This window comes from Kitasatospora sp. NPDC001095 (genome assembly GCF_053598615.1).
On sequence record NZ_JBSFKQ010000002.1, the window covers coordinates 80,494 to 104,501 of the forward strand.

At 73.4% G+C, this 24,008-nt stretch carries 21 protein-coding genes and 2 tRNA genes; 13 read left to right on the forward strand and 10 right to left on the reverse strand.

The window, feature by feature from the left end; all coding sequences use genetic code 11:
• Window positions 1-487: 487 nt before the first annotated feature.
• The 4 genes from ACWDBB_RS02235 (at window position 488) to pyrE (ending at window position 4,612) form a co-directional block, all read left to right on the forward strand.
• Window positions 488-1,018 (forward strand): DUF2617 family protein, encoded by a 531-nt coding sequence (locus ACWDBB_RS02235; RefSeq protein ID WP_449787836.1) that lies wholly within the window; start codon window positions 488-490, stop codon window positions 1,016-1,018.
• A 154-nt stretch (window positions 1,019-1,172) separates the two neighbouring features.
• A complete protein-coding gene (locus ACWDBB_RS02240; protein WP_449787837.1) occupies window positions 1,173-2,819 on the forward strand; it encodes a polyamine aminopropyltransferase in 1,647 nt (548 codons plus the stop codon).
• Between the two features lie 213 nt (window positions 2,820-3,032).
• Complete coding sequence (locus tag ACWDBB_RS02245) at window positions 3,033-4,031, forward strand: CoxG family protein (protein ID WP_449787838.1); 999 nt, start codon at window positions 3,033-3,035, stop codon at window positions 4,029-4,031.
• 44 nt (window positions 4,032-4,075) lie between these two features.
• Complete coding sequence (gene pyrE / locus ACWDBB_RS02250; protein ID WP_392868562.1) at window positions 4,076-4,612, forward strand: orotate phosphoribosyltransferase; 537 nt, start codon at window positions 4,076-4,078, stop codon at window positions 4,610-4,612.
• A gap of 115 nt (window positions 4,613-4,727) precedes the next feature.
• Here the strand turns inward: pyrE and ACWDBB_RS02255 are convergent, their stop codons facing one another.
• Complete coding sequence (locus ACWDBB_RS02255) at window positions 4,728-5,447, reverse strand: DedA family protein (protein ID WP_449787839.1); 720 nt, start codon at window positions 5,445-5,447, stop codon at window positions 4,728-4,730.
• Window positions 5,448-5,819: 372 nt separating this feature from the next.
• Between ACWDBB_RS02255 and fbaA the strand changes: the two genes are divergently transcribed.
• Window positions 5,820-6,842: a class II fructose-bisphosphate aldolase gene (gene fbaA, locus ACWDBB_RS02260; RefSeq protein WP_392868566.1), complete on the forward strand. Its 1,023-nt coding sequence runs from the start codon at window positions 5,820-5,822 to the stop codon at window positions 6,840-6,842.
• Window positions 6,843-6,959: 117 nt separating this feature from the next.
• On the opposite strand, the gene ACWDBB_RS02265 is transcribed toward fbaA, so the two are convergent.
• Complete coding sequence (locus tag ACWDBB_RS02265; RefSeq protein WP_449787840.1) at window positions 6,960-7,379, reverse strand: DUF3151 domain-containing protein; 420 nt, start codon at window positions 7,377-7,379, stop codon at window positions 6,960-6,962.
• A gap of 222 nt (window positions 7,380-7,601) precedes the next feature.
• On the opposite strand from ACWDBB_RS02265, the gene ACWDBB_RS02270 reads away from it, so the two are divergent.
• The gene (locus ACWDBB_RS02270) at window positions 7,602-8,381 is read left to right on the forward strand and encodes a DUF3152 domain-containing protein (protein ID WP_449787841.1); all 780 of its coding nucleotides are present in this window, start codon (window positions 7,602-7,604) and stop codon (window positions 8,379-8,381) included.
• A 30-nt stretch (window positions 8,382-8,411) separates the two neighbouring features.
• Here the strand turns inward: ACWDBB_RS02270 and ACWDBB_RS02275 are convergent, their stop codons facing one another.
• The 4 genes from ACWDBB_RS02275 to purS all read right to left on the reverse strand — a co-directional run bounded on the left by ACWDBB_RS02275 (window position 8,412) and on the right by purS (window position 12,478).
• Window positions 8,412-9,227 (reverse strand): sterol carrier family protein, encoded by an 816-nt coding sequence (locus ACWDBB_RS02275; protein ID WP_449787842.1) that lies wholly within the window; start codon window positions 9,225-9,227, stop codon window positions 8,412-8,414.
• Window positions 9,228-9,294: 67 nt separating this feature from the next.
• The gene (gene purL / locus ACWDBB_RS02280) at window positions 9,295-11,550 is read right to left on the reverse strand and encodes a phosphoribosylformylglycinamidine synthase subunit PurL (RefSeq protein ID WP_449787843.1); all 2,256 of its coding nucleotides are present in this window, start codon (window positions 11,548-11,550) and stop codon (window positions 9,295-9,297) included.
• The gene (purQ, locus tag ACWDBB_RS02285; RefSeq protein WP_392868575.1) at window positions 11,550-12,227 is read right to left on the reverse strand and encodes a phosphoribosylformylglycinamidine synthase subunit PurQ; all 678 of its coding nucleotides are present in this window, start codon (window positions 12,225-12,227) and stop codon (window positions 11,550-11,552) included. Before purQ ends, purL begins: the two co-directional genes overlap by 1 nt.
• Window positions 12,224-12,478: a phosphoribosylformylglycinamidine synthase subunit PurS gene (purS, locus tag ACWDBB_RS02290; protein ID WP_049654013.1), complete on the reverse strand. Its 255-nt coding sequence runs from the start codon at window positions 12,476-12,478 to the stop codon at window positions 12,224-12,226. The genes purQ and purS overlap by 4 nt, the downstream gene beginning before the upstream one ends.
• A gap of 466 nt (window positions 12,479-12,944) precedes the next feature.
• On the opposite strand from purS, the gene ACWDBB_RS02295 reads away from it, so the two are divergent.
• The 7 genes from ACWDBB_RS02295 to ACWDBB_RS02325 all read left to right on the forward strand — a co-directional run bounded on the left by ACWDBB_RS02295 (window position 12,945) and on the right by ACWDBB_RS02325 (window position 17,568).
• Entirely contained in the window at window positions 12,945-13,262 is a 318-nt protein-coding gene (locus ACWDBB_RS02295; protein ID WP_030056585.1) for a histone-like nucleoid-structuring protein Lsr2, read from the forward strand.
• 144 nt (window positions 13,263-13,406) lie between these two features.
• A tRNA-Gly gene (locus ACWDBB_RS02300) sits at window positions 13,407-13,479 on the forward strand.
• A 39-nt stretch (window positions 13,480-13,518) separates the two neighbouring features.
• Window positions 13,519-13,591, forward strand: a tRNA-Gly gene (locus tag ACWDBB_RS02305).
• A gap of 153 nt (window positions 13,592-13,744) precedes the next feature.
• The gene (locus tag ACWDBB_RS02310) at window positions 13,745-14,752 is read left to right on the forward strand and encodes an ABC transporter ATP-binding protein (protein WP_449787844.1); all 1,008 of its coding nucleotides are present in this window, start codon (window positions 13,745-13,747) and stop codon (window positions 14,750-14,752) included.
• A complete protein-coding gene (locus ACWDBB_RS02315) occupies window positions 14,749-15,588 on the forward strand; it encodes an ABC transporter permease (protein ID WP_449787845.1) in 840 nt (279 codons plus the stop codon). The genes ACWDBB_RS02310 and ACWDBB_RS02315 overlap by 4 nt, the downstream gene beginning before the upstream one ends.
• Window positions 15,589-15,700: 112 nt before the next feature.
• Window positions 15,701-16,930 (forward strand): sensor histidine kinase, encoded by a 1,230-nt coding sequence (locus ACWDBB_RS02320; protein ID WP_449787846.1) that lies wholly within the window; start codon window positions 15,701-15,703, stop codon window positions 16,928-16,930.
• Window positions 16,931-16,944: 14 nt separating this feature from the next.
• Complete coding sequence (locus tag ACWDBB_RS02325; RefSeq protein ID WP_449787847.1) at window positions 16,945-17,568, forward strand: response regulator; 624 nt, start codon at window positions 16,945-16,947, stop codon at window positions 17,566-17,568.
• Window positions 17,569-17,603: 35 nt separating this feature from the next.
• Here ACWDBB_RS02325 and ACWDBB_RS02330 read toward each other — a convergent pair whose 3' ends face one another.
• The 4 genes from ACWDBB_RS02330 to purD form a co-directional block, all read right to left on the reverse strand.
• The gene (locus ACWDBB_RS02330) at window positions 17,604-18,503 is read right to left on the reverse strand and encodes a phosphoribosylaminoimidazolesuccinocarboxamide synthase (protein WP_449787848.1); all 900 of its coding nucleotides are present in this window, start codon (window positions 18,501-18,503) and stop codon (window positions 17,604-17,606) included.
• A gap of 145 nt (window positions 18,504-18,648) precedes the next feature.
• The gene (locus tag ACWDBB_RS02335; RefSeq protein WP_449787849.1) at window positions 18,649-20,187 is read right to left on the reverse strand and encodes a N,N-dimethylformamidase beta subunit family domain-containing protein; all 1,539 of its coding nucleotides are present in this window, start codon (window positions 20,185-20,187) and stop codon (window positions 18,649-18,651) included.
• A gap of 228 nt (window positions 20,188-20,415) precedes the next feature.
• Window positions 20,416-22,008, reverse strand: coding sequence for a hypothetical protein (locus tag ACWDBB_RS02340; RefSeq protein WP_449787850.1), 1,593 nt, complete (start codon window positions 22,006-22,008; stop codon window positions 20,416-20,418).
• A 632-nt stretch (window positions 22,009-22,640) separates the two neighbouring features.
• Window positions 22,641-23,888, reverse strand: coding sequence for a phosphoribosylamine--glycine ligase (gene purD / locus ACWDBB_RS02345; RefSeq protein ID WP_449787851.1), 1,248 nt, complete (start codon window positions 23,886-23,888; stop codon window positions 22,641-22,643).
• Between the last annotated feature and the right edge of the window lie 120 nt (window positions 23,889-24,008).

Consider the following 24,008-nt stretch of genomic DNA (forward strand, 5'->3'; position numbering starts at 1 on the left):
CCTTTCACTCCCTTCGAACAAAAACATCCATGCCCCGACACCAGTTCTGATGGATCATCAACTTCCTTGATCGGCTTGCCTGTTTGCCTCAATCGAGACATCCTGGCCGCCCCGCCAGGCGTTCCCCCGCCGCCCTCCACGCCCCGCGCCCGGAGGGCGGCGGTGTGTGCTGCACCCGAACAGCGCACACCCGGCGCGCACGGCGCACGATCCGGTGATAGGGGCGCGCGCTGTGCAAACTCGCACATGGACTCGATCAGACCCGGGAAGCAGATGTGCTCTAAACGGTGAATGCTTGACAAAGTTGGGTAAATCACCGGCGGACCCGGCGTATTCGTGCTTCTCTGCTGCTGAATCTCCAGCCGGAATCCTTCCTTCCACGGTCGGCCGCGCCCAGGGCCGCACAGCCACGAACAGCCTCGCCATCGCCTAGGCCTAGTCGCTGCTGCTCGGCGGGCGCGCACGGAGCTGAAACGCGGAGCCGAGCATGCTCACCACACTGCAGACCTCCTACACGGACACCCGCGCCGGTGACCTCGCCTGGTGCCTCGGCGGCGACCCACTGCCCGCGCTCGCCGTCCGCGACCTGAGACTCGACGGAGGCGGCCGCCCGGGCCCGTCCGGCACCCTCCAGCTGCGCCTGCTGGGCGCCTCCCACCAGGTGGTGATCGACGCGGGCCCCGGCCGGTGCCTGGAGACCGTCGCCTGCCTGCCCGGCCGCCGCACCCCGCTGCCGGCCCGGGTGGCCAAGCAGGTCTGCGGCTGGGAGTACGAGTTCGCCGCCCGCATCGAGGCGCTGCCGCCGCACGACTTCGCGGCCCGCGCCCAGGAGCTGCTGGCCCTCGTCGAGGGGCACCCGCGCGGCCTCGCCGGGGTCTTCCCGGGCGATCCGAGCGCCTTCACCGCGCTGGTCACCCAGGGCGGCGCGGACCGGCTGCTCTGGCGCACCTGGCACGCCTACCCGCAGGAGGGGCAGCTGGTGTGCACCCGCTCCTCGCTGGTGGTGTCCGGGGGATGACCGCCCGAAGCCCGGACCGGAACACCGATCCGGCCGTAGGCCGTCCAGCGCGGGCCTGCGAATCGTACGCAGGAACGGTTCGTCAATCCGACGTCGCTCACTGTCCGTCGGATGGGCGCAGCGATCCGTCCCGCACGTCCCCTAGCGTTTGTTCGTGATCAACCATCCGGCCGGTCCGCCCGCACGCCCGCGAGTGGACCTCGACGACGGCGCCCCACCCCGGCCCGGGCGAGGCCTCGCCCCACTCCTGCCCGCCCGCCGTCCATCCCGGCTGCGCTCCCGCCCCCGGCTCGCCCGCCTGGCCGTCCTGCTGGCCGCGTTCGTCTGCGCGGCCTGCGGACTCGTCTACGAGCTCGAACTCGTGGCGCTCGGCGACTACCTGCTCGGGGACACGGTCACCCAAACCTCCGTCGTGCTCTCCGTCATGGTGTTCGCGATGGGCCTCGGCTCACTGCTCGCCAAACGGCTCACCAGCCGGCCCGCCACCGCCTTCGCCGCCGTCGAGTGCGCGCTCGCGCTCACCGGCGGACTCTCCGTCCTCGCGCTCTACTCCTGCTGGGCCTGGCTCGGCCGCTACCAGGCCGCCATGGTCGGCCTCACCTGCCTGATCGGCATCCTGATCGGCGCCGAGATCCCCCTGCTGATGACCCTCATCCAGCGGATCCGGCGCGAGGACGCCGGGCGGGCCGTCGCCGACCTGTTCGCCGCCGACTACGTGGGCGCGCTGATCGGCGGCCTCGCCTTCCCGTTCCTGATCCTGCCCGCCCTCGGGCCGGGCGACGGCGCGTTGCTCACCGGCGCCGTCAACGCCGTCGCCGGGGCCGCCGTGGTGCTCTGGCTGTTCCCCGAGGAACCGGCCCCCCGGATGCGCCGGCTGCTGTGGGGCGGCTGCCTGCTGGTCCTCGGCCTGCTCGCGGCGGCCGCGGCCGGCTCCGAGGCCGTCGAACGCGCCGCCCGGCACGCCCTGTACGGCGACCAGGTCCGCTACGCGATCCGCAGCCGGCACCAGGAGATCGTGCTCACCGGCCCCGCCGAGGGCCCCCTCCGGCTCTACCTGGACGGCCGGCTCGCGGTCTGCGGGCCCGACGAGTACCGGAGCAGCGAGGGCCTGGTCCACCCCGCCATGGCGGCCGGCCCGGACACCCGGGTCCTGCTGCTCGGCGGCGGCGACGGGACGGCCCTGCGGGAGGTGCTGCGGCACCGGGGCGTCCGCACCGTCCGGCTGGTCGACGCCGACCCCGTCCTCCCCCGACTGGCCCGCACCGACCCCGGGCTCGCCGCCCTCGACGGCCACGCGCTGGACGACCCCCGGGTCCGCACCACCGCGGCCGACCCGCTCGCCTGGCTGCGCGGCGCCGACGCCCCCGGCGGGGACGGGCCGTACGACGTGGTGCTCGCCGACCTCCCGGCCCCGGCCGACGGCGGGCCGGTCAAGTTCCACTCCCAGGAGTTCTACGGCCTCGCCACCCGGCTGCTCTCCCCCGGCGGGCGGATCGCCGTCCGCGCCGGGAGCGACCCGGACGGCCTCTGGCAGGTCGAGTCCGGCCTGCGCGCGGCGGGCCTCCAGACCGCCCCGTACGCCGTCCAGGACAGCCCCACCGCCACCTGCCGGCCCGGGCCGCCGGGCGATGCCCGGAACTTCCTCCTCGCCGCCGCCGACCGCCCCCGGCTCACCCTCGCCCCCGACGCCCCGCCACCCCGCGCCCTCACCCCCGACACCCTCCGCACCACCACCGCCCGCCTCACCGCCCTCCGCCCCACCCACCCCCCGGCCGCCCTCACCCTCCTCGGCCCACGCTGAGGGCCGCACGACGCCGTCGCCGCTCCGGCCCCGCCGAAGCGGCGACGGGGCGGAGGAGAACGGGCTCCCGGCACGCGGGTGCGGCGGGCCGCGCCACGACCCCCGCCTCCGGGCCGGGGCGGTGGTGCGACGGCCGGGGGAACAGGCGGGGTGGGGAAAGTCGGATGGTGGTGGGTAGGGACCGGGCGGGGGGCAGTCGGTAGGCTCCGTGGCATGGAGCATGAGGTTGTCGTCCCGATGTCCGCCGAGCTGGTGCGGCAGGCCTTGCAGGATCCGGCGCTGCTGGCGCGGAGTGTGCCGGGGCTGAGCACCGAGCCGGCCGCGGTCGGCGCCGGTGCGGCCGAGGAGATCAGCGGCCGGCTGAAGCTGCGGGTCGGCGGCTCCACGATCACGTACAAGGGCGTGCTGTCGCTGATCGAGGGCCGGGAGGGCGTGCTGACGGTGCTGGCCGAGGGCGAGGAGGCCCGGGGCAGCGGCGAGGCGACCGCCACGGTCCGGGTCAGCGTCGCGGACGGCCCCGGGGACGGCACCGCGGCGATCCGCTTCACCGGTGACCTGAGCGCCACCGGCCGGCTGACCGAGTTCGACGAGGAGACCCTCGACGCCACCGGCCGCCGTCTGCTGGACAGGTTCGCCGCCGCGCTGGTCGCCCCGGAGGACGAGCAGCCGCAGGACCAGGACCAGGAGGAGGACGCCCCCGCCGGGGCGGACGCCGGTGTGGTCTTCATCGAGGAGCGCCAGGACCAGCCCGGTGACGACCTGGACGACGACCTCTCCGACCTGATCGCCTTCTCCGACGCCGACGCCGAGCGCTTCGGTCTGCCCACCGGTTCCGCCGACGACGAGGACGAGGACGACGTCGACGGCGAGGGCGCGGACGGCTCCGCCGAGCGGGACGGCGTCGCCGAGGAACTCCCCGCCGAGCCGCTCTTCGCGTACGAGGACGAGCCGGTGCTCTCCGGCCCGGTGCGCCGCAGCATCGTCGGCCGGTCCGCCGAGGAGGTGGACCACGCCCCGCCGCGCGGCCCGTACGCCCCGGCGCTGCCCGCCCGCAGCGCGCGGGCCCGGGCGGCGTCCCGCTGGGGCGGCGAGGCCGGTGGGATCGTGGTGCCTGGCACCGGCGGCCGCAGCGCGGTGCCGTGGGTGATCGGCGGCTCGGTGGCGCTGCTGGGCGGTGCCGTGGTGCTGGTCAGGGCGCTGCGCCGGCGCTGAGCCCGGAGAGCCGCCGGGACCACCAGGGCCTAGACTGAACGCTCATGAGCAACGACCGCGACGCCCTGCTGGCACAGATCAAGGACAAGGCCGTCGTGCACGGCAAGGTCACCCTCTCCTCCGGCAAGGAGGCCGACTACTACGTCGACCTGCGCCGGATCACGCTGGACGGCGTGGCCGCCCCGCTGGTCGGCCGGGTGATGCTGGACGCGACCTCGCACCTGGAGTACGACGCCGTCGGCGGTCTGACCCTGGGTGCCGACCCGGTGGCCGCCTCGATGCTGCACGCCGCCGCCGCGCGCGGGCAGCAGCTGGACGCCTTCGTGGTCCGCAAGACCGGCAAGGCCCACGGCCTCCAGCGCCGGATCGAGGGCCCGGAGGTCAAGGGCCGCCGGGTGCTGGCCGTCGAGGACACCTCCACCACCGGCGGCTCGGTGCTGACCGCCGTGGAGGCGCTGCGTGAGGCGGGCGCCGAGGTGGTCGGCGTCGCGGTGATCGTGGAGCGCGGCGGCGCAGCCGCCGTCGAGGCCGAGGGCCTGGAGTACGTGACCGCGTACACCCTGGACGACCTGGGTCTCTGACCCCGCCCGGTACGACGAACGACGGAGGGCCGGTGCTGTTTCACGTGAAACAGCACCGGCCCTCCGTCGTGTCCGGCGCGGCGGGCGCCCGGCCCCGCCGGGGCCGGTGTCGGACTCAGCCCCGCCGGTGCCGGCCGTTGCCGACCTGGACCTGGCTCTCGCCGGCGGCCTCGGCACCGCCGGCCCGCTTCTTCTTCCGCTCGCGCATGACCTCGACCAGGATCGGCGAGATCGACAGCAGGACGATCAGCAGCACCGCCGGGATCAGGTACTTGTCGATCACCGGGGCGAGCGCGTCACCGAAGAAGTAGCCGATCAGCAGCATGGACTCGGTCCACAGCACGCCGCCGACCACGTTCCAGACGAAGAAGGTCCGGGCGGGCATCTCCAGGGTGCCGGCGACCGGGTTCAGGAAGGTGCGGATGATCGGCATGAAGCGGGCCAGCACCACGGCCTTGCCGGAGCCGAACTTGTTGAAGTACTCCTCCGCCTTCACCACGTACTCGCGGCGGAAGATCTTCGAATCGGGCTTGTCGAACATCTTCGGCCCGACCTTGGCACCGATCAGGTGCCCGAGCTGGGCACCGGCGATCGCCGCGATCGGGCAGCCGATCAGCAGCACGGCGATCGGCAGCTTGGCGCCGTCGCCGAGCACCGAGGAGGCGGCGTTCGAGGCGGCGACACCCGCGAGGATGAGCAGCGAGTCGCCCGGGAAGAAGAAGCCGACCAGCAGGCCGGTCTCCGCGAAGATGATCGCGATCAGCCCGATGGCGCCGAGGGACGAGATCAGGGATTTGGCGTCGAGCAGGTTGACGGCCAGCTGGTTGTAGTCCACGGGCGCAGGATAGCGGGCGCACCCTGCCGGCGAAGCGGGCGCACCGCGCCTGCGGTGCCCGGCCGGGAGCGCTCCCGGCCCCCGTCGGGGCCGCCCGGGACCCGCCCGGAGCCCGCCGTGCGCCCGTGCCGTGCGCCGTTCCGCATGCCGGGCTCCTGCTGACCTGCGGGCACGAGTCTGGGAAGATGGCACAGGCGTCCGGTCCGCAACGGCACACCACCCTCATGGCCGTACCGCGGAGGTCGCCTCGAACGTGCCGGAGAGCCACACCGCAACGCCGCGCGTCGGCGGGCCGGCACGGAGTCGTCACGAAGGCGTACACAGCGTCGGACAGCACCGTCCGTACGCCGCAACCCGACAGGAGCGGATCGCATGCCCATCGCAACTCCCGAGGTCTACAACGAGATGCTGGACCGGGCCAAGGCGGGCAAGTTCGCCTACCCGGCCATCAACGTCACGTCGTCGCAGACCCTGCACGCCGCGCTGCGTGGTTTCGCCGAGGCCGAGAGCGACGGCATCATCCAGATCTCGACCGGTGGCGCGGAGTTCCTGGGCGGCCAGCACAACAAGGACATGGTGACCGGCGCCGTCGCGCTCGCCGAGTTCGCCCACATCGTCGCCGCCAAGTACGACGTCACCGTCGCGCTGCACACCGACCACTGCCCGAAGGACAAGCTGGACGGCTACGTCCGCCCGCTGCTGGCGGTCTCCGCCGAGCGCGTGGCCAAGGGCCGGAACCCGCTGTTCCAGTCGCACATGTGGGACGGCTCGGCCGAGACCCTCTCCGACAACCTGGCCATCGCCCAGGAGCTGCTGGCCCAGGCCGCCGCCGCCAAGATCATCCTCGAGGTCGAGATCACCCCGACCGGCGGCGAGGAGGACGGCGTCACCCACGAGATCAACGACGAGCTGTACACCACCGTCAACGACGCCGTGCGCACCGCCGAGGCGCTGGGCCTGGGCGAGAAGGGCCGCTACCTGCTGGCCGCCTCCTTCGGCAACGTGCACGGCGTGTACAAGCCGGGCAACGTCGTGCTGAAGCCGGAGCTGCTGCGCGAGCTCCAGGACGCGATCGGCAAGCAGTACGGCAAGACCGACCCGTTCGACTTCGTCTTCCACGGCGGCTCGGGCTCGAGCGCCGAGGAGATCGCCACCGCGCTGGAGAACGGCGTCGTGAAGATGAACCTGGACACCGACACCCAGTACGCCTTCACCCGCCCGGTGGCCGGCCACATGTTCGCCAACTACGACGGCGTGCTGAAGGTCGACGGCGAGGTCGGCAAGAAGAACACCTACGACCCGCGCACCTGGGGCAAGCTGGCCGAGGCCGGCATGGCCGCCCGTGTGGTCGAGGCCGCCGAGCAGCTGCGTTCGGCGGGCAAGCGCCTGAAGTGATCCGCGCCGCGAGCGCGGAAGTGCGCGCCCCGAGCGTGCGAACCCGCGCCCCGAGCGTGAAAACACGGGTGCCCCCGGCGGTTTCTCCGCCGGGGGCACCCGTCACGTCGGGGGTCGTTACTGCTTGAGCTCCGCGTACGCCTCCGCACTGCTGTCCTTCAGGAACTGCCAGCAGCGGGCCTCTTCCTCGGTCTCCTTGATCGCGCCGGCCGCCCGGGCGAGCCCCGCCAGGCAGCGCAGGAAGCCGCGGTTGCCGCGGTGCTCCCACGGCACCGGGCCGTGGCCCTTCCAGCCGTTGCGCCGCAGCGCGTCCAGGCCACGGTGGTAGCCGGTACGGGCGTAGGCGTACGACTCGACGTACCGGCCGGCCGCGAAGGCGTCGTCGGCGAGCATCGCCCAGGCCAGGCAGAAGGCCGGGAACTCGGCCGCCACCTGGGTCGGGGAGGCCGACTCCTCCGCGAGCATCCGGTAGGGGCGCTCCTCCTCCGGGAGGAGGGTCGGTTCGGGACCGTCGAGAAGATTCCTGTGAATCGCCATGCCCTGAAGTCTGCCACCCGAGACGCAGGGGTCAACCGCCGTCCCGGACGGAGCACCGCCCCCGGGGCGGCGAACCTCTCCCACCAGGCACGTAGACATTCACCCGTTCGCCGTGCCAGTGTGAAGATCATGTCCGCAGCCCGATCCGTCGGCAGGCGCACCGCACCGCCCCGGAAGGGCGGTCGCCGACGCCGCCGACCGCGGCGCAGACCCGGTCCTGGCATGCTCATGGCGCTGGTGCTCTCCGCGCTGGTGCTGGGTGCCACGGCGGTCGTGCTGAACCGCCCGGGGGGAACCCCGGCCGCCACCCCGACCACCCAGGCGCGGGTCGCCCCGCCGGCCGAACAGACCGCCACGGCCGCGCCGGAGCCGACCCCGCCCCCGGACGACACCCCGCCGCCCGTGGCACCGCCCGCCCCCGCCGGCCCCGACCCCGGCCCCACCAAGGGCGCGGGCACCTTCACCGTCGCCCCCGCCACCGCCAAACCGGTCGGGCGCGGCAACGTGCGCCGCTACCGGGTGGAGGTCGAGGACGGCATCGGCATCGACGCCCCGACCGCCGCCGCGCAGATCCACGGCATCCTCGGCGACAAGCGCGGCTGGACCAACGACCACAAGAACGGCTTCCAGCTGGTCGCGAGCGGCCCGTACGACTTCACCGTGAAGATCGCCTCCCCGGCCACCGTGGACCGGATCTGCGGCGCCTCCGGCCTGGACACCCACGGCGAGGTCAACTGCAACGTCGGCAACCAGGTGCTCGTCAACTCCAAGCGCTGGAACACCGGTTCACCCCAGTTCAGCGGACCGCTGGAGGAGTACCGGGCGCTGATCGTCAACCACGAGGTGGGCCACCGGATCGGCCACGGCCACGAGAGCTGCCCGGGCGAGGGCAAGCCCGCGCCCGCGATGATGCAGCAGATCTACGGCCTCAAGGGCTGCGCGCCCAACGCCTGGCCGTACTCGGCGGAGGGCGTGTACCTCAGCGGGCCGTCCGTCCCCTGACAGGATCCGGACGGCCCGCCGGCCGAAGTCCTAGCCGAGCACCGGCAGGTAGGCCCGCAGGTCGCTGCGCTCCCCCGAGGCGAACACCTTGGCCGACTCCACCGCCGCCGCCCAGTCGAGCCGGCCGGTGGCCAGCCGGATCCAGGTCAGCGGATCGGTCTCCACCACGTTGGGCGGGGTGCCCCGGGTGTGCTTCGGCCCCGGCACCGCCTGGACCACCGCGTACGGCGGGACCCGCAGCTCGACCGCGCCGCCGGGCACCTGCCCGGCGAGGGCGTCGGCCAGCATCCGGGAGACGGCGGCGAGGGCCTGGGGGTCGTGCGGGAAGGCGTCCAGGCCGAGCGCGTCGGCCAGGTCATCGGCGTGCACCACGGCCTCGACCAGCCGGGACACCAGGTACTCGGTCAGGAGCATCGGATGTCCGGTCAGGAAGGTGACCTTCCGCTCCGGGTCCGCCACGGCCGGCCCGTCGAGCACCGCCCGCACGGCGTCGAGCGACCGGTCGAACTCGGCGGCCACCTCCTTGGCCGAGCCGGCGAAGCCGGTCTCCGCGTGCTCCGTGGTCGCGCTGTCGACGAACTCGGCCATCGTCGCGGCCATCGCCGCGTAGTCGGCCAGCGGGAGCGCCGGCCCGTCCGGCTCCGGCGAGTTCAGCACGCCCAGCAGCTGGCTCAGCGCCAGGCTCACGTGGGTCACCAGCTCGCGCACCTTCCAGGCGCCGAGCCGGGTCGTCCGGTCGAGGTCGGAATCCGTCAGCCGGTGCACGACATCGCGCACCGCCTCGCTCTGCGCCACCAAGGCGGCGCTCACCTTCTGCGGCTGATACGTACGGGACTTGGCAGGCATGGGCGTCAACATACGCCGAGGGGCGGGTGGTTCACCAGAGAACCGCCCGCCCCTCAGGAACCGTGCGTCAGGCCAGCAGGGCCTCGATGACGCCGGTGTGAGCCTCCGTCAGTTCCGCCAGCGAGACGCTGAACTGGCCCTGGACGTCCAGGCTGTCGCCGTCCACGACACCGATCCGGGTGGCCGGCAGGCCGCGCGCGGTGCACATGTCGTTGAACCGGAGCTCCTCGCTGCGCGGCACCGCCACGACGGCGCGGCCGGCCGACTCCGAGAACAGCAGGACGAACGGGTCCTGGCCCTCGGGCACGACGATGCGCGCACCGTGACCGCCCTTGAGGCAGCTCTCCACCAGCGCCTGGCCGAGACCGCCGTCGGACAGGTCGTGCGCGGCGTCGATCATGCCGTCGCGCGAGGCGGCGATCAGGATCTCGCCGAGCAGCCGCTCGCGCTCCAGGTCCACCTTGGGCGGCAGGCCGCCGAGGTGGTCGTGGACCGCCTGCGACCAGGCCGAACCGCCGAGCTCGTCCGCCGTGTCGCCGAGCAGGTAGAGCAGCTGCCCCTCCTCGGCGAAGGCCAGCGGGGTGCGCCGGGTGACGTCGTCGATGACGCCGAGCACCGCGACCACCGGGGTCGGGTGGATGGCGACCTCGCCGGTCTGGTTGTACAGCGAGACGTTGCCGCCGGTGACCGGGGTGCCGAGCACCAGGCAGGCGTCGGCCAGGCCGCGGGTGGCCTCGGCGAACTGCCACATCACGTCCGGGTCCTCGGGGGAGCCGAAGTTGAGGCAGTCGGAGACGGCGAGCGGCTTGGCACCGCCGGCCGCGACGTTGCGGTACGCCTCGGCCAGAGCCAGCTGGGCGCCGGTGTACGGGTCCAGCTTGGCGAAGCGGCCGTTGCCGTCGGTGGCGACCGAGACGCCGAGGTTGGTCTCCTCGTCGATCCGGATCATGCCCGAGTCCTCGCCGGAGGCGAGCACCGTGTTGCCCAGCACGTAGCGGTCGTACTGGTTGGTGATCCAGGACTTGGAGGCCTGGTTCGGGTGGCTGGTGACCTTCAGCAGGTCGGCCTTGAGGCCCTCGCCGGTGGTCGGGCGGGCCAGCCGCTCGGCGGTCGGGGCGTCGGCCTGCAGCGCGTCCTGCCAGCTCGGACGGGCGTACGGACGCTGGTAGGTCGGGCCCTCGTGGGCGACGGTGCGCGGCGGGACGTCCACCACGAGCTCGCCGTGCCAGTAGATCTCCAGGCGCTCGCCGTCGGTCACCTCACCGATGACGTTGGCGATGACGTCCCACTTCTCGCAGATCTCCAGGAAGCGGTCGACCTTGTCGGGCTCCACGATCGCGCACATGCGCTCCTGCGACTCGCTCATGAGGATCTCCTCCGGCGAGAGCGTGTGGTCGCGCAGGTGCACGGTGTCGAGCTCGATCCGCATGCCGCCGGAGCCGGCCGAGGCCAGCTCGCTGGTGGCGCAGGAAAGGCCGGCCCCGCCGAGGTCCTGGATGCCCTTGACGAGCTTCTCCCGGAAGATCTCCAGGGTGCACTCGATCAGGAGCTTCTCCTGGAACGGGTCGCCGACCTGGACGGCCGGGCGCTTGGCCGGCTTGGTGTCGTCGAAGGTCTCGGAGGCGAGCACCGAGACGCCGCCGATGCCGTCGCCACCGGTACGGGCGCCGTACAGGATGACCTTGTTGCCGGCGCCGGAGGCCTGCGCGAGGTGGATGTCCTCGTGCTTCATGACGCCCACGCACAGCGCGTTGACCAGCGGGTTGCCCTGGTAGCAGGAGTCGAAGACGACCTCGCCGCCGATGTTCGGCAGGCCCAGGCAGTTGCCGTAGCCGCCGATGCCCGCGACGATCCCGGGCAGCACGCGCCGGGTGTCCGGGTGGTCGGCCGCACCGAAGCGCAGCGGGTCCATCACGGCGACCGGGCGGGCGCCCATCGCCAGGATGTCGCGCACGATGCCGCCGATGCCGGTGGCCGCGCCCTGGTAGGGCTCGATGTACGACGGGTGGTTGTGCGACTCGACCTTGAAGGTGACCGCGTAGCCCTGGCCGACGTCGACGACGCCGGCGTTCTCGCCGATGCCGACGAGCATCGCGTCCGAATCCGGCTTCTTCTCGCCGAACTGCTTCAGGTGGACCTTGCTGCTCTTGTACGAACAGTGCTCCGACCACATGACCGAGTACATGGCGAGTTCGGCGCCGGTCGGGCGGCGGCCGAGGATCTCCCGGATGCGGGCGTACTCGTCCTGCTTGAGGCCGAGTTCGGCCCAGGGCTGGGCGGCGTCCGGGGTCTGCTCGGCGATCTTGACGGTGTCGAGGCTCATCAGGCGTTCACCAGCTGCTTCAGGACGGAAGTGAAGAAGCCCAGGCCCTCGGTGGTCGGACCGGTGAGCGGCTCCACGGCGTGCTCCGGGTGCGGCATCAGGCCGACGACATTGCCGGCGGCGTTGGTGATGCCTGCGATGTCGCGGTACGAACCGTTCGGGTTGACGTCGAGGTAACGGGCGACGACCCGGCCCTCCGCCTCCAGTTCGTCCAGCACCCGCTCGTCGGCGACGAAGCGGCCCTCGCCGTTCTTCAGCGGGACGACGATTTCCTGGCCCGCCGAGTAATCCCGGGTCCAGGCGGTGCCGGCGTTCTCGATGCGCAGCTTCTGGTCGCGGCAGATGAAGTGCAGCGAGTCGTTCCGGTGGAGCGCACCGGGCAGCAGGTGCGATTCGCACAGCACCTGGAAGCCGTTGCAGATACCGAGCACCGGCATTCCGAGCTTCGCCTGCTCGATGACGGTCTCCATCACCGGCGAGAAGCGGGAGATCGCACCGCAGCGCAGATAGTCGCCGTAACTGAATCCGCCCGGCAGGACGACGGCGTCGACCTGGTGGAGATCCTTGTCACGGTGCCAGAGGGCGACCGGCTCGGCGCCGGCGAGACGGACCGCCCGCTGGGCGTCGCGGTCGTCGAGGGAGCCGGGGAAAGTGACGACGCCGACGCGGGTGGTCACTTGCCCTCCTCCTCGACCCGGACGGTGAAGTCCTCGATCACGGTGTTGGCGAGAAAGGTCTCGGCGGCTTCGCGGATACGGGCGAGCGCCGCGTCGTCGACCGGGCCCTCCACATCCAGCTCGAAACGCTTGCCCTGGCGGACGTCGGCGATCCCGGTGAATCCGAGACGGGGCAGTGCGCGCTGCACCGCCTGTCCCTGGGGGTCGAGGATCTCCGGCTTGAGCATGACGTCGACTACGACGCGTGCCACTGGCACTCCCGGTGGTGTCTTCGGTGAGGCGGGGGAACCCCAGACTACCCGTGGTTTCGGGCAGGATTGCTGGCCGGGGATAGCGACGCGCGTAGACTCCAGACCCTTACGCCGCAAGGGATCCAGGCCCCTCGCCACCGACCCGGGCCGACCGGTTTCCCCGGATTCGGGCCCCGGAACGACGCCGCCGGGAGAACACCCGAATACGGCACTTGGGGACAGATCCGCCCGTCCCGCACATCGGTATCCCGCAGTCCCGCGAAGAGACGTGAATATCCGGAAAAAAATGCCGGACTCTTCGATTTCGGCCCCCTTCGGGTGCAGAATAGGGGCCACCTGTCGCGGCAAGTGCTGCGTATCAGGCGGGCCACCCGGCCTGCCCGTACGTGCTTGCGCGAGTTGGTGCACATCAGGCCTCGGTACCCCCTCGGACCGGCGGCCGAATTGCCCGAGAGGATTGACACCCATGGCTCAGCGTGTAGTTGTCACGCTCTCCGACGACCTGGACGGCGGCGCCGCCGCGGAAACCGTCCACTTCGGCGTCGACGGGAAGTCGTACGAGATCGACCTGTCCGTGGACAACGCGGAAAAGCTGCGGGAGGCCCTCGCGCCGTTCGTCGCCGCCGGCCGCCGCCAGAGCCGCACCGGAAAGTCCTTCCGCCGCACGGCCCTCACCCCGGACCCGGCCGCCGTCCGCGCCTGGGCGCTGTCCCGCGGGATGGAACTGCCGGCCCGCGGCCGCATCCCCAAGCACGTGTACGAGGCGTTCGCCGAGGCGAACTGAGCCCCGCGGGGACACCGCTCCCCGGTCGCCCCGCCCGCCCGGACCGAAAGGGTGGGGCGACCACCCCGAAAGATGCTGTAGAGTATTCCTCGTCGCCGCAACGGAGAGATCCGAAGAGGCGGCGGGTGCCCCACCAGGCACCATGCGGACGTGGCTCAGTTGGTAGAGCATCACCTTGCCAAGGTGAGGGTCGCGAGTTCGAATCTCGTCGTCCGCTCGCAGTGCGCGAGCACAGCACAACTCAATAGTTTGACCTGCGGACGTGGCTCAGTTGGTAGAGCATCACCTTGCCAAGGTGAGGGTCGCGAGTTCGAATCTCGTCGTCCGCTCCGATACGAAGGGCCCCCTCGGATGAGGGGGCCCTTCGGCATTCCCCGGCAAAACGACCCATGACATTTGTCATCGCCGACCCGTGCATCCGCACCGCGATGTCATGACGGCGCGCACTGCCCGCGCGGCCCGGTCGGCGGAAGGCTTGAGGCATGGAAACGAGCCGGCCCTCCCGCCCCAGCGACGACGTGATCGAGGTCACCGACCTGCACCGCCACTACGGCGGCGGCACCTCCGGGTACCACGCCGTGCGCGGCGTCGACCTGACCGTCCGCCGCGGCGAACTGTTCGCCCTGCTCGGCACCAACGGGGCCGGCAAGACCTCCACCATGGAGGTCATCGAGGGCCTGGCCGCCCCCACCGGCGGCACCGTCCGGGTGCTCGGCCGGGACCCCTTCAAGGAGCGCGCCGCCGTCCGCCCGCGGATCGGCATCATGCTCCAGGAGGGCGGCTTCCCCGGCGAGCTCACCGCCGCCGAGACCGGCCGCGCCTGGGCCGGGATGACCAGCGGCGCCCGCCCGGTGGCGGAGGCGCTGGAGCTGGTCGGCCTCGGCCACCGCGCGAACGTCCGGGTCAAGCAGCTGTCCGGCGGCGAGAAGCGCCGGCTCGACCTCGCGATGGCCCTGCTCGGCCGCCCCGAGGTGCTCTTCCTGGACGAGCCGAGCACCGGTCTCGACCCGGAGGCGCGCGCCGCCGTCTGGCAGCTGGTCCGCGAGCTGCGCGCCCAGGGCACCACGGTGCTGCTCACCACGCACTACCTGGAGGAGGCCGAGGAGCTGGCCGACCGGCTGGCCATCATGCACGGCGGCCGGGTCGTCACCTCCGGCACCGTCGCCGAGGTGATCGCCGGCCGACCCGCCCGGATCAGCTTCGAGCTCCCCGACTTCGCCGGGACGGCACTGCCCGTCCTGGCCGGGGCCGAGATCGGCGTCGAGGGCCGCAGGGTCACCGTGCAGACCCTCGGGCTCCAGGACACCCTGACCGACCTGCTCGGCTGGGCCCGGCAGCACGGGATCGCGCTCGGCGCCCTGGACGCCCGCAGCGCCTCGCTGGAGGAGGCCTTCCTCGCGATCGCCTCCGAGGCCGCCCACCAGAACCCCCCGCAGGCGCCCGCCGCCACCCGCCCCGCCCGCCGCCGCCTGATCGGATCCGCCCGATGACCACCGCCGCCCCCTCCGCCGCCACCGCCACCGCCGGTCCGCAGAGCACCACCGTCCGTCGACTGCTCGCCCTCGGCCGGGCCGAGGCCACCCTGCTGATGCGCAACCGCACGGCCCTGTTCACCGCCCTGGTGCTGCCGCTGGTGCTGGTCTTCACCCTCCAGGGCGTGCTGTCGAAGCAGGCCGAGTCCAACCCCGGGCTGGACGTCGACTCGCTGCTGGTCTACGGCTCGGTCGGGATGATCCTGGCCTTCGTCGTGTACTACAACCTGACCGCCGCGTACGTCGGGCGGCGCGGTGAGCTGGTCCTCAAGCGGCTGCGCACCGGCGAGGCCCGGGACATCGAGATCCTGCTCGGCACCGCCGTCCCCTCGCTCGCGCTCGGCCTGATGATGGCCGCCCTGATCGGGATCGGCGGCAGCCTCGGCCTGCACCTGGCCGTGCCGGTCAACCCGGTGCTGATGCTGGTCGGCCTGCTGCTGGCACTGGCCACCATGATCGCCCTGGCCGCGCTGTCCAGCGCCTTCACCAAGACCGTGGAGAGCTCGGGCATCACCACCCTGCCGATCATGCTGGTGATGCAGCTCGGCTCCGGCCTGTTCGTCCCGCTGGAGGTCATGCCCAAGCAGCTGGCCGACATCTGCCGCCTGCTGCCGACCACCCCCGCCTTCCAGCTGATCCGGGTCGGCTGGTTCGGCACCGACGGCTCGGCCGCCGCGACCGGCTTCGCCGGCTCCTGGGGCGCCGCCGGCTCGCACCTGGTCACCGGGACCATCTGGCTGGGCCTGGCCGTCTGGGGCGCGGTGCGCTACTTCCACTGGGAGCCGCGCCGCTGACCCGAAGGGCACCACGCACGGAAGGCGTTCATCCGACGGATGAACGCCTTCCGTGCCTCTGATATGAAGACACCGGCAAGATCGTGATCGAACTGGGGCGGAAGAATTGAGAATGCGGTCACCGCTTCGCAGCTGGACGAGCCTGAGCAAGCCCCGGCGCACCGAGCTGTACTTCCGCTGGTCGCTCTACACGCTGCCGCTGCTGCTGCTCCCGATCACCCTGCTCTCCGCCGGGGCCCGGGCCGACCTGCCGGACTCCGTCGGGACGGTCCGGATCGCCCTGCTGGTCTCGCTCGCGTCGACGCTGCTGGGCCTGCGGGCCTGCCGCACCTCGCTCGACCACTACCTGAAGCGCCCCACCGACCACCTGCGGTGGCTGGCCGTCAACGGTGCGTTCGCGGTGGCCGGCTCCTGGGCCGTCCTGCTGCTCGGAACGCACGCCGACGGGGCGGACGGCCGGTCCGGGATGGCGTTCACCTCCACGATGGCGGCCCTCCTGCTCGCCGTCGCCTTCGGCCCGGCGTCCATCGGACTGTCGATCGCCCAGGCCTCGCTGGCCGCCCTCGGCGGGTTCCTGCTGACCGCGCCGGCGATGGTGCTGGCCGGGTACGGCCTCGCCGGTACCGCCGGGCTGCTGATCGGCTGCCTGGTCATGCTGCCCATCCTCGGCGGGACCTGCCGCAGCTTCGCCTGGCTGACCTCGGTGGTCTGGGAGCTGGACGCCGCCCGCGAGGCCCAGTCCCGGCTGGCCGTCGCCGAGGAGCGGCTGCGCTTCTCCCGCGACCTGCACGACGTGATGGGCCGCAACCTCACCACCATCGCGCTCAAGAGCGAGCTCGCCGTCCAGCTCGCCCGCCGGGGGCGCGAGGAGGCCGCCGACCAGATGGTCGAGGTGCAGAAGATCGCCCAGGAGTCGCAGCGCGAGGTCCGGGACGTCATCCGCGGCTACCGCACCGCCGACCTGCACGCCGAGGCGATCGGCGCCCGGGCGGTGCTGCGCTCGGCCGACGTCGCCTGTGAGATCGACCTCGGCGAGCACGCCGACGAGCTGCCGCCCCCGGTCCAGTCGGTGTTCGGCTGGGTGATCCGCGAGGCCACCACCAACGTGCTGCGGCACAGCGAGGCCGGCCGCTGCCTGATCCGGCTGCGGACCGAGGACGGACGGGCCGTGCTGGAACTGGAGAATGACGGGGTGCCCGACGTCCCGCTCCCCTCCCAGGGCAGCGGCACCGGGCTGCGCGGGCTGCGCGAGCGGCTCGCCGCCCACGACGGCGAGCTGACCGTACCGGCCGCCGAGGCGGGCGTCTTCCGGATGCTCGCCACCGTCCCGCTCCCCCGCTGAGGAAGGCCCGCCCGATGACCGAGAACGCCGCGCCCGTCCGTGTCCTGCTCGCCGACGACGAGCACCTGATCCGGGGCGCGCTGGCCGCGCTGCTCTCGCTGGAGGACGACATCGAGGTGGTCGCCCAGGCCGGCTCCGGTCCGGAGGCGCTGGCGATGGCGCTGGCGCACCGCCCGGACGTCGCGGTGCTGGACCTCCAGATGCCGGGCAAGGACGGCATCGAGGTGGCCGCCCAGCTGCGCGTGGTGCTGCCGGACTGCCGCTGCATGATCGTCACCGGCCACGGCCGCCCGGGCTACCTGAAGCGGGCGCTGGAGGTCGGGATCCGCGGCTTCCTGCCGAAGACCGTCTCGGCGGCGGACCTGGCCGGCATCATCCGCACCGTGCGCTCCGGCGGCCGGTACGTGGATCCGGAGCTGGCGGCGGACGCGATCAGCGCCGGCGAGAGCCCGCTGACCCCGCGCGAGACGGACGTCCTGGAGCTGGCCGCCGACGGCACCACGATCGCCGGGATCGCCGAGCGGGCCTCGCTCTCCCAGGGCACCGTGCGCAACTACCTGTCCTCGGCGGCCACCAAGCTGGGCGCGGAGAACCGGCACGCGGCGGTGCGGATCGCCCGCGAACACGGCTGGATCTGAGGGATCCCCGGCGCTCGCGGGCGGTCCGGACGGACTCAGGCCCAGGTGGTCCCGGTGAGCCGCTCGTACACCTCGATGTACTTGGCGCGGGTCCGCTCGACGATCTCGGCTGGCAGCGCGGGCGGCGGCTGCTCGCTGTGGCGGTCCCAGCCGGAGGCCGGGGAGACCAGCCAGTCGCGGATCAGCTGCTTGTCGAAGGACGACTGCGAGCGGCCCGGCTGGTAGTCGTCGGCCGGCCAGTAGCGGGAGGAGTCCGGGGTGAGCACCTCGTCGCCGATCACCAGCTCGCCGTCCAGCAGGCCGAACTCGAACTTGGTGTCGGCCAGGATGATGCCGCGCTCGCGGGCGATGTCCCGGGCCCGGGCGTAGACGTCCAGGGTGGTGCGGCGCAGCTGGGCGGCCAGCTCGGCGCCGATCCGGCGGGCGGTCTCCTCGTAGGAGACGTTCTCGTCGTGCTCGCCGACCTCGGCCTTGAGCGCCGGGGTGTAGATCGGGCCGGGCAGCTCGGAGCTGTTCTCCAGGCCCTCCGGCAGCGCGATGCCGCAGACCGTGCGGCTCTCGTTGTACTCGGCCAGGCCGGAGCCGGCCAGGTAGCCGCGGGCGACCGCCTCGACCGGGACCATCTCCAGGCTGCGGCAGACCAGCGTGCGGCCCTTCCAGTCGGCCGGGGCGCCGACCGGGACCTCGGTGGAGATCACGTGGTTGGGGACGATGTCGGCGATCCGCTCGAACCACCACAGCGACAGCTGGGTGAGGATGCGGCCCTTGTCCGGGATCTCGTTCGGCAGCACCCAGTCGTGGGCGGACGTCCGGTCGCTGGCCACCATGACCAGTTCACCCGACTCGGTGCGGTAGAGGTCGCGCACCTTGCCGGTGTGCAGGTGGACCAGGCCGGGTACCTGGACCGGCTCGGGCTTGGTGACAAATCCGCTCAAGGTGTTCAGTCCTCAGGGGTCGTTCGCGGGCGGGGGCACCGCGAAAGGGGAGGTCACTGCCCCCGCAGTCTTTCACGGCCGCCGAACACCGGTTCCCCGGCCACCGTCCGCCGGTTCCCGGGCCACCGGTTCCCCGGCCGCCGCGCTAGTTCTTGCAGAGCCGGTCCAGCAGGTTGGCGGTGGCCCGCTGGATCCGTTCGTCGGTCAGGCCGGGGCGCCCCAGCGCGGGCGACCAGGCGAAGGTGCCGGCCGCGAAGACGTACGCGCCGCTGGGCGCCCGGTACAGCGAGGTCTCCTGGAAGCGGGTGCGGCCGGACAGGTCCTGATAGGGCGAGTGTGCCAGCAGCACCCGCTCGATGTGGTCCGGCAGGGCCACCTTGGGGTAGTAGCGGTCGGCCTCACCGGCCACCAGCCCGGGCAGTTCGTCGCCCTCCTGGAGACCGGTGCCGTCCCAGAGCCAGTGCGCGGTGTGCCGGGCGACCAGCGGGACGGGCGCGGCGACCCGCCCCGAGTACTGCACCCCGAGCAGCTGCTGCTCGGGCTCGCCCGCGTCCCGCCACAGCGCGCTGGCCGCGCCGGGCGCCCCGGCGGCCGGGCTGCCGGGAGGGACCTTCTGCCGCTTGCGGCAGTTGAGCAGCCGGTTGGGCTCGCCGGAAGCGGCGGCGGACAGTTCTACCCGCCAGTACATGGTGTTGGCGGAGAGGAACACCAGCGAGGTGCCGCCGTCCCTGGCCCGCTCGGCGGCCCGGCGCATCGGCTCGGACCAGTACTCGTCGTGGCCGGGGAAGACCAGCGCCCGGTGCCGGGACGGGTCCACCAGGCCGGCGTGCAGGTCGGTGGCGGTCGCGTACGAGAGGTCGTAGCCGTAGCGCTCGGCCCAGCGGATGAAGTCGTACGCGTGGCCGACGTGCAGCGGCAGTCCGGCGGTGGCGTGCGGGCGGTCGAAGGAGACGGTGACGGCCGCCTCCGGCTCCCCGACCAGGCCGCCCCGGCCGTCCCAGGCGTGGTAGAGGCTGGCGCCGGTGCGGCCGTCCTCGGGGAACAGGTTGTACGCCTGCCAGGTCACGTCCGGGAGCACCAGGAGCAGTTCGGCGGTGTGCGCCCGGTCCTCGAAGTCCCGGACGGTGAACGGGATGTGGCTGCGGTGCAGCATGTCGGCGGTGGTCAGCACGGCGACGTACGAGCCGGGCTTCCAGTGCACCGGGATCTGGAGCCGCCAGGAGTGCCACCAGTGGTGGCAGGAGACCGTCCGGTCGACCACCAGCGGGGCGGGCTGGGCGAGGCCGGAGATCAGCGGGCTGGACGTCATGTGGCGGGCGTTGTCGCCGCCGTAGTGGCCGATCCGGAAGACGTCCACGGTGAACTCGCGGGGCGGGTTCACCGTGACCCGGAAGTCCACCGAGCCGCCGGGGCGGACCACCCCGGCCGAGGCGAAGCCCTTGATCTGCTGGTCCACGTCGTTGGCGCCCTGGGGGCTGCCGACCGTGGGCTTGGGCCGGGCCCCCGCGGCCAGCGGCTGTTGGCCCGGCGCGTCCACCGAGACGTACCAGGGGACGGCGCCCTCCGCCCCGGCCAGGTACTGGTCCGGGCTGCGCAGCCAGGGCAGCGGGCCCTGGCCGAAGGGGTCGGAGACGCTGTAGGCGTGCGTCCCCGACTCCCAGCGGCCGTTGAGTTCGGTCCCCACGCGCCCCTCCCAGGTGCACTTCCGCCCGGTTGGCACGTGCCCCCCGGATGTGCGTGCGGTCTAATACACCACAGACTGCTGGCGCAACGTCACCCTCCGGTAGCGATTGGTGCAGGGAATCTCGCGCGCCTCCCGGACAGGGCCTCCGGCCTGCGAAGACTCCCGGCGGCCGACCCATTTGGGGGCGCGTACGGGAGTGCCGAGCGCCCTCCCGGGACGCCTGGGACGTCAGAGGCGGACGGGCTTCTCGAGACGGACGTCGGCGGCGTCCAGCCAGGCGCGCAGCGGACCGTCCTGGCCCTGTTCGACGGCCTGGGCGACCGGGCCGGCCAGGTCGGTGCGGCGCACCCCGCCGAGCAGCAGCACCGGGCCGTCCAGCCAGTCCAGGCCGGGGGTGCCGCCCGCGGTGTCCACGGCGGCGCAGCAGACCATCGCGGTGACGTGCTCGACCAGCAGGTCGCGGCCGCTGCGCTCGGGTTCGAGCAGCGGGGCCGGGGCGGTGGTGCGGGCCAGCTGGGCGGCGAGCGCGGCGGCCAGCAGCTCGCCGTCGCCCTCGGCGAGCCGGCCCAGCAGCCGGGTGAGGGTCGGGGCGCCGGGGCGGGCCTGCGGGGCGAGCCGGTCCAGGGCGGTCTGCAGGGCGGCGGCGCCCGCCCGCCAGCCGGCGTCCACCGCCTCGGCCGGGTAGTCGGCCCACTCCAGTTCGTGCCAGACGCCGGCCGCCGGGTGGCCGAAGAACAGTTCGGCGGCGAGCCGGGAGACCGCCCGGTCGACGGTGCCGGGCTCCTCCAGCAGGTCGCAGGCGGGGCGGTCACCGAGCCTGCTGCCGTAGCCGTCGGCCAGCCGGTCGCGCCGGGACAGCTCGGTGAGCGCGGAGACCACGCCGGCGTTGAGGTGCGCCGGGTGACGGCCGAGCCGCCAGGCGGGCAGCGCCACCCTGGTGAGCAGCCGGTCCCAGCCCGCGTAGGCCAGGCCGACCTGTTCCTGGGCGGCGATCCGCAGGCCGTAGTCGACCGTCCTGGCATGCTCGGAGGCCCAGCTCGCGACCGAGCGCTCCAGCTCGGCGGAGTGGCCCCGGCAGGCACCGAGCAGGCGGCGGACGATCCGGCGGACGACCCGGTCCGCGAACGCGGCCGGACCGCGCCGGGGCGGCCGGGGCGGGGCGGCCAGGGAGCCGCCGCCGAGGCCGGGGGCCGCGCCGCCGCCGGAGTCCAGGCAGGCGTCCAGGCTGCGCAGGAAGCGCCGGGCGGCGGCGATCTCCGGGTCGGCGGAGGCGGCGGTGCCGGCCACCACGGGGGCGAGCAGGGCGCGCAGTTCGCCGGCCCGCATCCACCACAGGAAGGGCGAGCCGAGCACCAGGACGGGAGCGGGCGCCCCGGGGGCGCCCTTCGGCGGACTCGGTGCGGCCGTCCGCCGGGCCTGCGGGAGGTCCTCCAGCCAGCTGTCGCAGTCCGGGGTGAGGGCGACGGCCGAGGGCGCCGGCACGGCCAGCCGGTCCGCCAGCTCGTCGATCAGCCGGTACAGCTCGGGGGCCTCGGCCCGGTCCAGCGGGACGGCCGGGGTGCGCGGCGGGACGGCCCGGCGCAGGGCGCGGGCGGTGAACCCGGCCACCAGGAGGGTCAGCGCGGCGATCGCGCAGACCGCCCAGCGTGCGGCGTCCCAGCCCGCCGCGTCGGCGGCCCCCGGCGCACCGATCCGGCCGGTGAACCGGCCCGCGAGCAGGACCACCGCGACGGCGGCGGGCAGGGCGGCGGCGGCCCGGGCGAGGCCTCGGACCCGCAGGACCGCCTGGGCGTGAGCGCGCGCGGTGTCGACTGCGGCCATACGGTGCGGCACCCCCTTCGGAGCCCTCGGGCGCCCGGCTTCGGGCCCTGAGCCGACTCGAAACGATCAGTTCCGACCGGGAAGCGGAGGTGTCCGATCCCCGGTAGTGCATGCTGCGTGGCGCTACTGACATTTTCGACGCCCCGGTCCGGGTGGATGTTCCGGATCACCCCGGTTTCCACTCGTCCCGGTGACACCGCCCGGTTGTTCCGGTGACGCCGCCCGGCCGCCGGCGACCGGTCCGGTGCGAAGCACCCGGACGACCGCCCGGCCGGACGCCGTCCAGCATCCCCCCGTGGGAGCACCGCTACCCGGCGGCGACCCCGGCGCGCGGGCCCCGCGCACCGCGATCCAGCGCACCATAAGGCCGGGCGGCCGGTCGCGTCAGCCGGATGCGGGTGCTGTCACCCGATGGGCTGGAATCCGTCGGCCGAACGGTACGTCCGCCCCCGCGGCCGCTCCAGCCGCGAAACGCCCGGGAGGCTGCGCCCTTGGGGTTGACCGGCGGACCCGCTCGTCCGGAGCCGGCCCGCCCCCGCCGGGGCCGCCCCGCGCACCGCCTGCTCCCGCGCACCGCGGCCCCCGTGCGAGCGGTTCGCACGGGGGCCGCGGAGGGCGTGGACGGGCCCGCCTCAGGCGGTGGCCGCCTTCAGCGCGATGTCGGTGCGGTACCGGCCGCCCTTGAGGGAGATCCGGCCCACCGCGGCGTACGCGCGCTCGCGCGCCTCGGCCAGGTCGGCGCCGGTCGCGGTGACCGACAGGACGCGGCCGCCGGCGCTGAGCACCCGACCGTCCTCGTCCGCCTTCGTCCCGGCGTGCAGCACGAACGCGGTGCCGTCCGCCTCGGCCTCGGCCAGTCCCTCGATCGGGTCTCCGGTGCGCGGGGCGGCCGGGTAGCCCTCGGAGGCGACGACCACGGTGACGGCCGCGCCCTCGTCCCAGCGCAGCGGCTCCAGCTGGTCCAGGGTCCCCTCGGCGGCGGCCAGCAGCACGCCCGCCAGCGGGGTGCGCAGCCGGGCCAGCACGACCTGGGTCTCCGGGTCGCCGAAGCGGGCGTTGAACTCGATCACCCGGGTGCCGCGCGAGGTGAGCGCCAGGCCCGCGTACAGCAGGCCGGAGAACTCGGTGCCGCGGCGGCGCAGCTCGTCCACGGTCGGCTGGAGGACGGTCTCCAGGACCTCCTCGACCAGCCCGGCCGGCGCCCACGGCAGCGGCGAGTAGGCGCCCATGCCGCCGGTGTTGGGGCCCTCGTCGCCGTCCAGCGCGCGCTTGAAGTCCTGGGCGGGCTGGAGCGGGACGACGGTGGTGCCGTCGGTGATCGCGAACAGCGAGACCTCGGGGCCGTCCAGGTACTCCTCGATGACCACGCGCTCGCAGGCGGCGGCGTGCGCCAGCGCGGCCTCGCGGTCGGAGGTGACCACGACGCCCTTGCCGGCGGCCAGGCCGTCGTCCTTCACCACGTACGGGGCGCCGAAGGCGTCCAGCGCCTCGGCGGCCTCGGCGGCGGTGGTGCAGACGTAGGAGCGCGCGGTGGGGACGCCGGCCGCGGCCATCACGTCCTTGGCGAAGGCCTTCGAGCCCTCCAGCTGCGCGGCCGCGGCGGACGGGCCGAACACCGGGATGCCGGCGGCGCGCACGGCGTCCGCGACGCCGGCCACCAGCGGGGCCTCCGGACCGACCACGACCAGGGCGGCGCCGAGCCGGCCGGCCAGCGCGGCGACCTGCGCGCCGTCCAGCTGGTCGACCGGGTGGACCGTCGCGATCTGCGCGATCCCGGCGTTGCCGGGGGCACAGTGCAGTTCGGTCACTGCAGGATCTTGGGACAGGGAGCGGCACAGGGCGTGTTCGCGGGCGCCGCCGCCGATGACGAGGACCTTCACGCCTGGCAGCGTAGTCGGTGGCCTGTTCCGGCCGCTCTCCGGTCCCGTCGGATCGTCCAGGCGGAGGGCTCCGTACGCCGGGCGCGTCGGAGGATCCTCCAAGTGCGGCGGAGGCGGTTC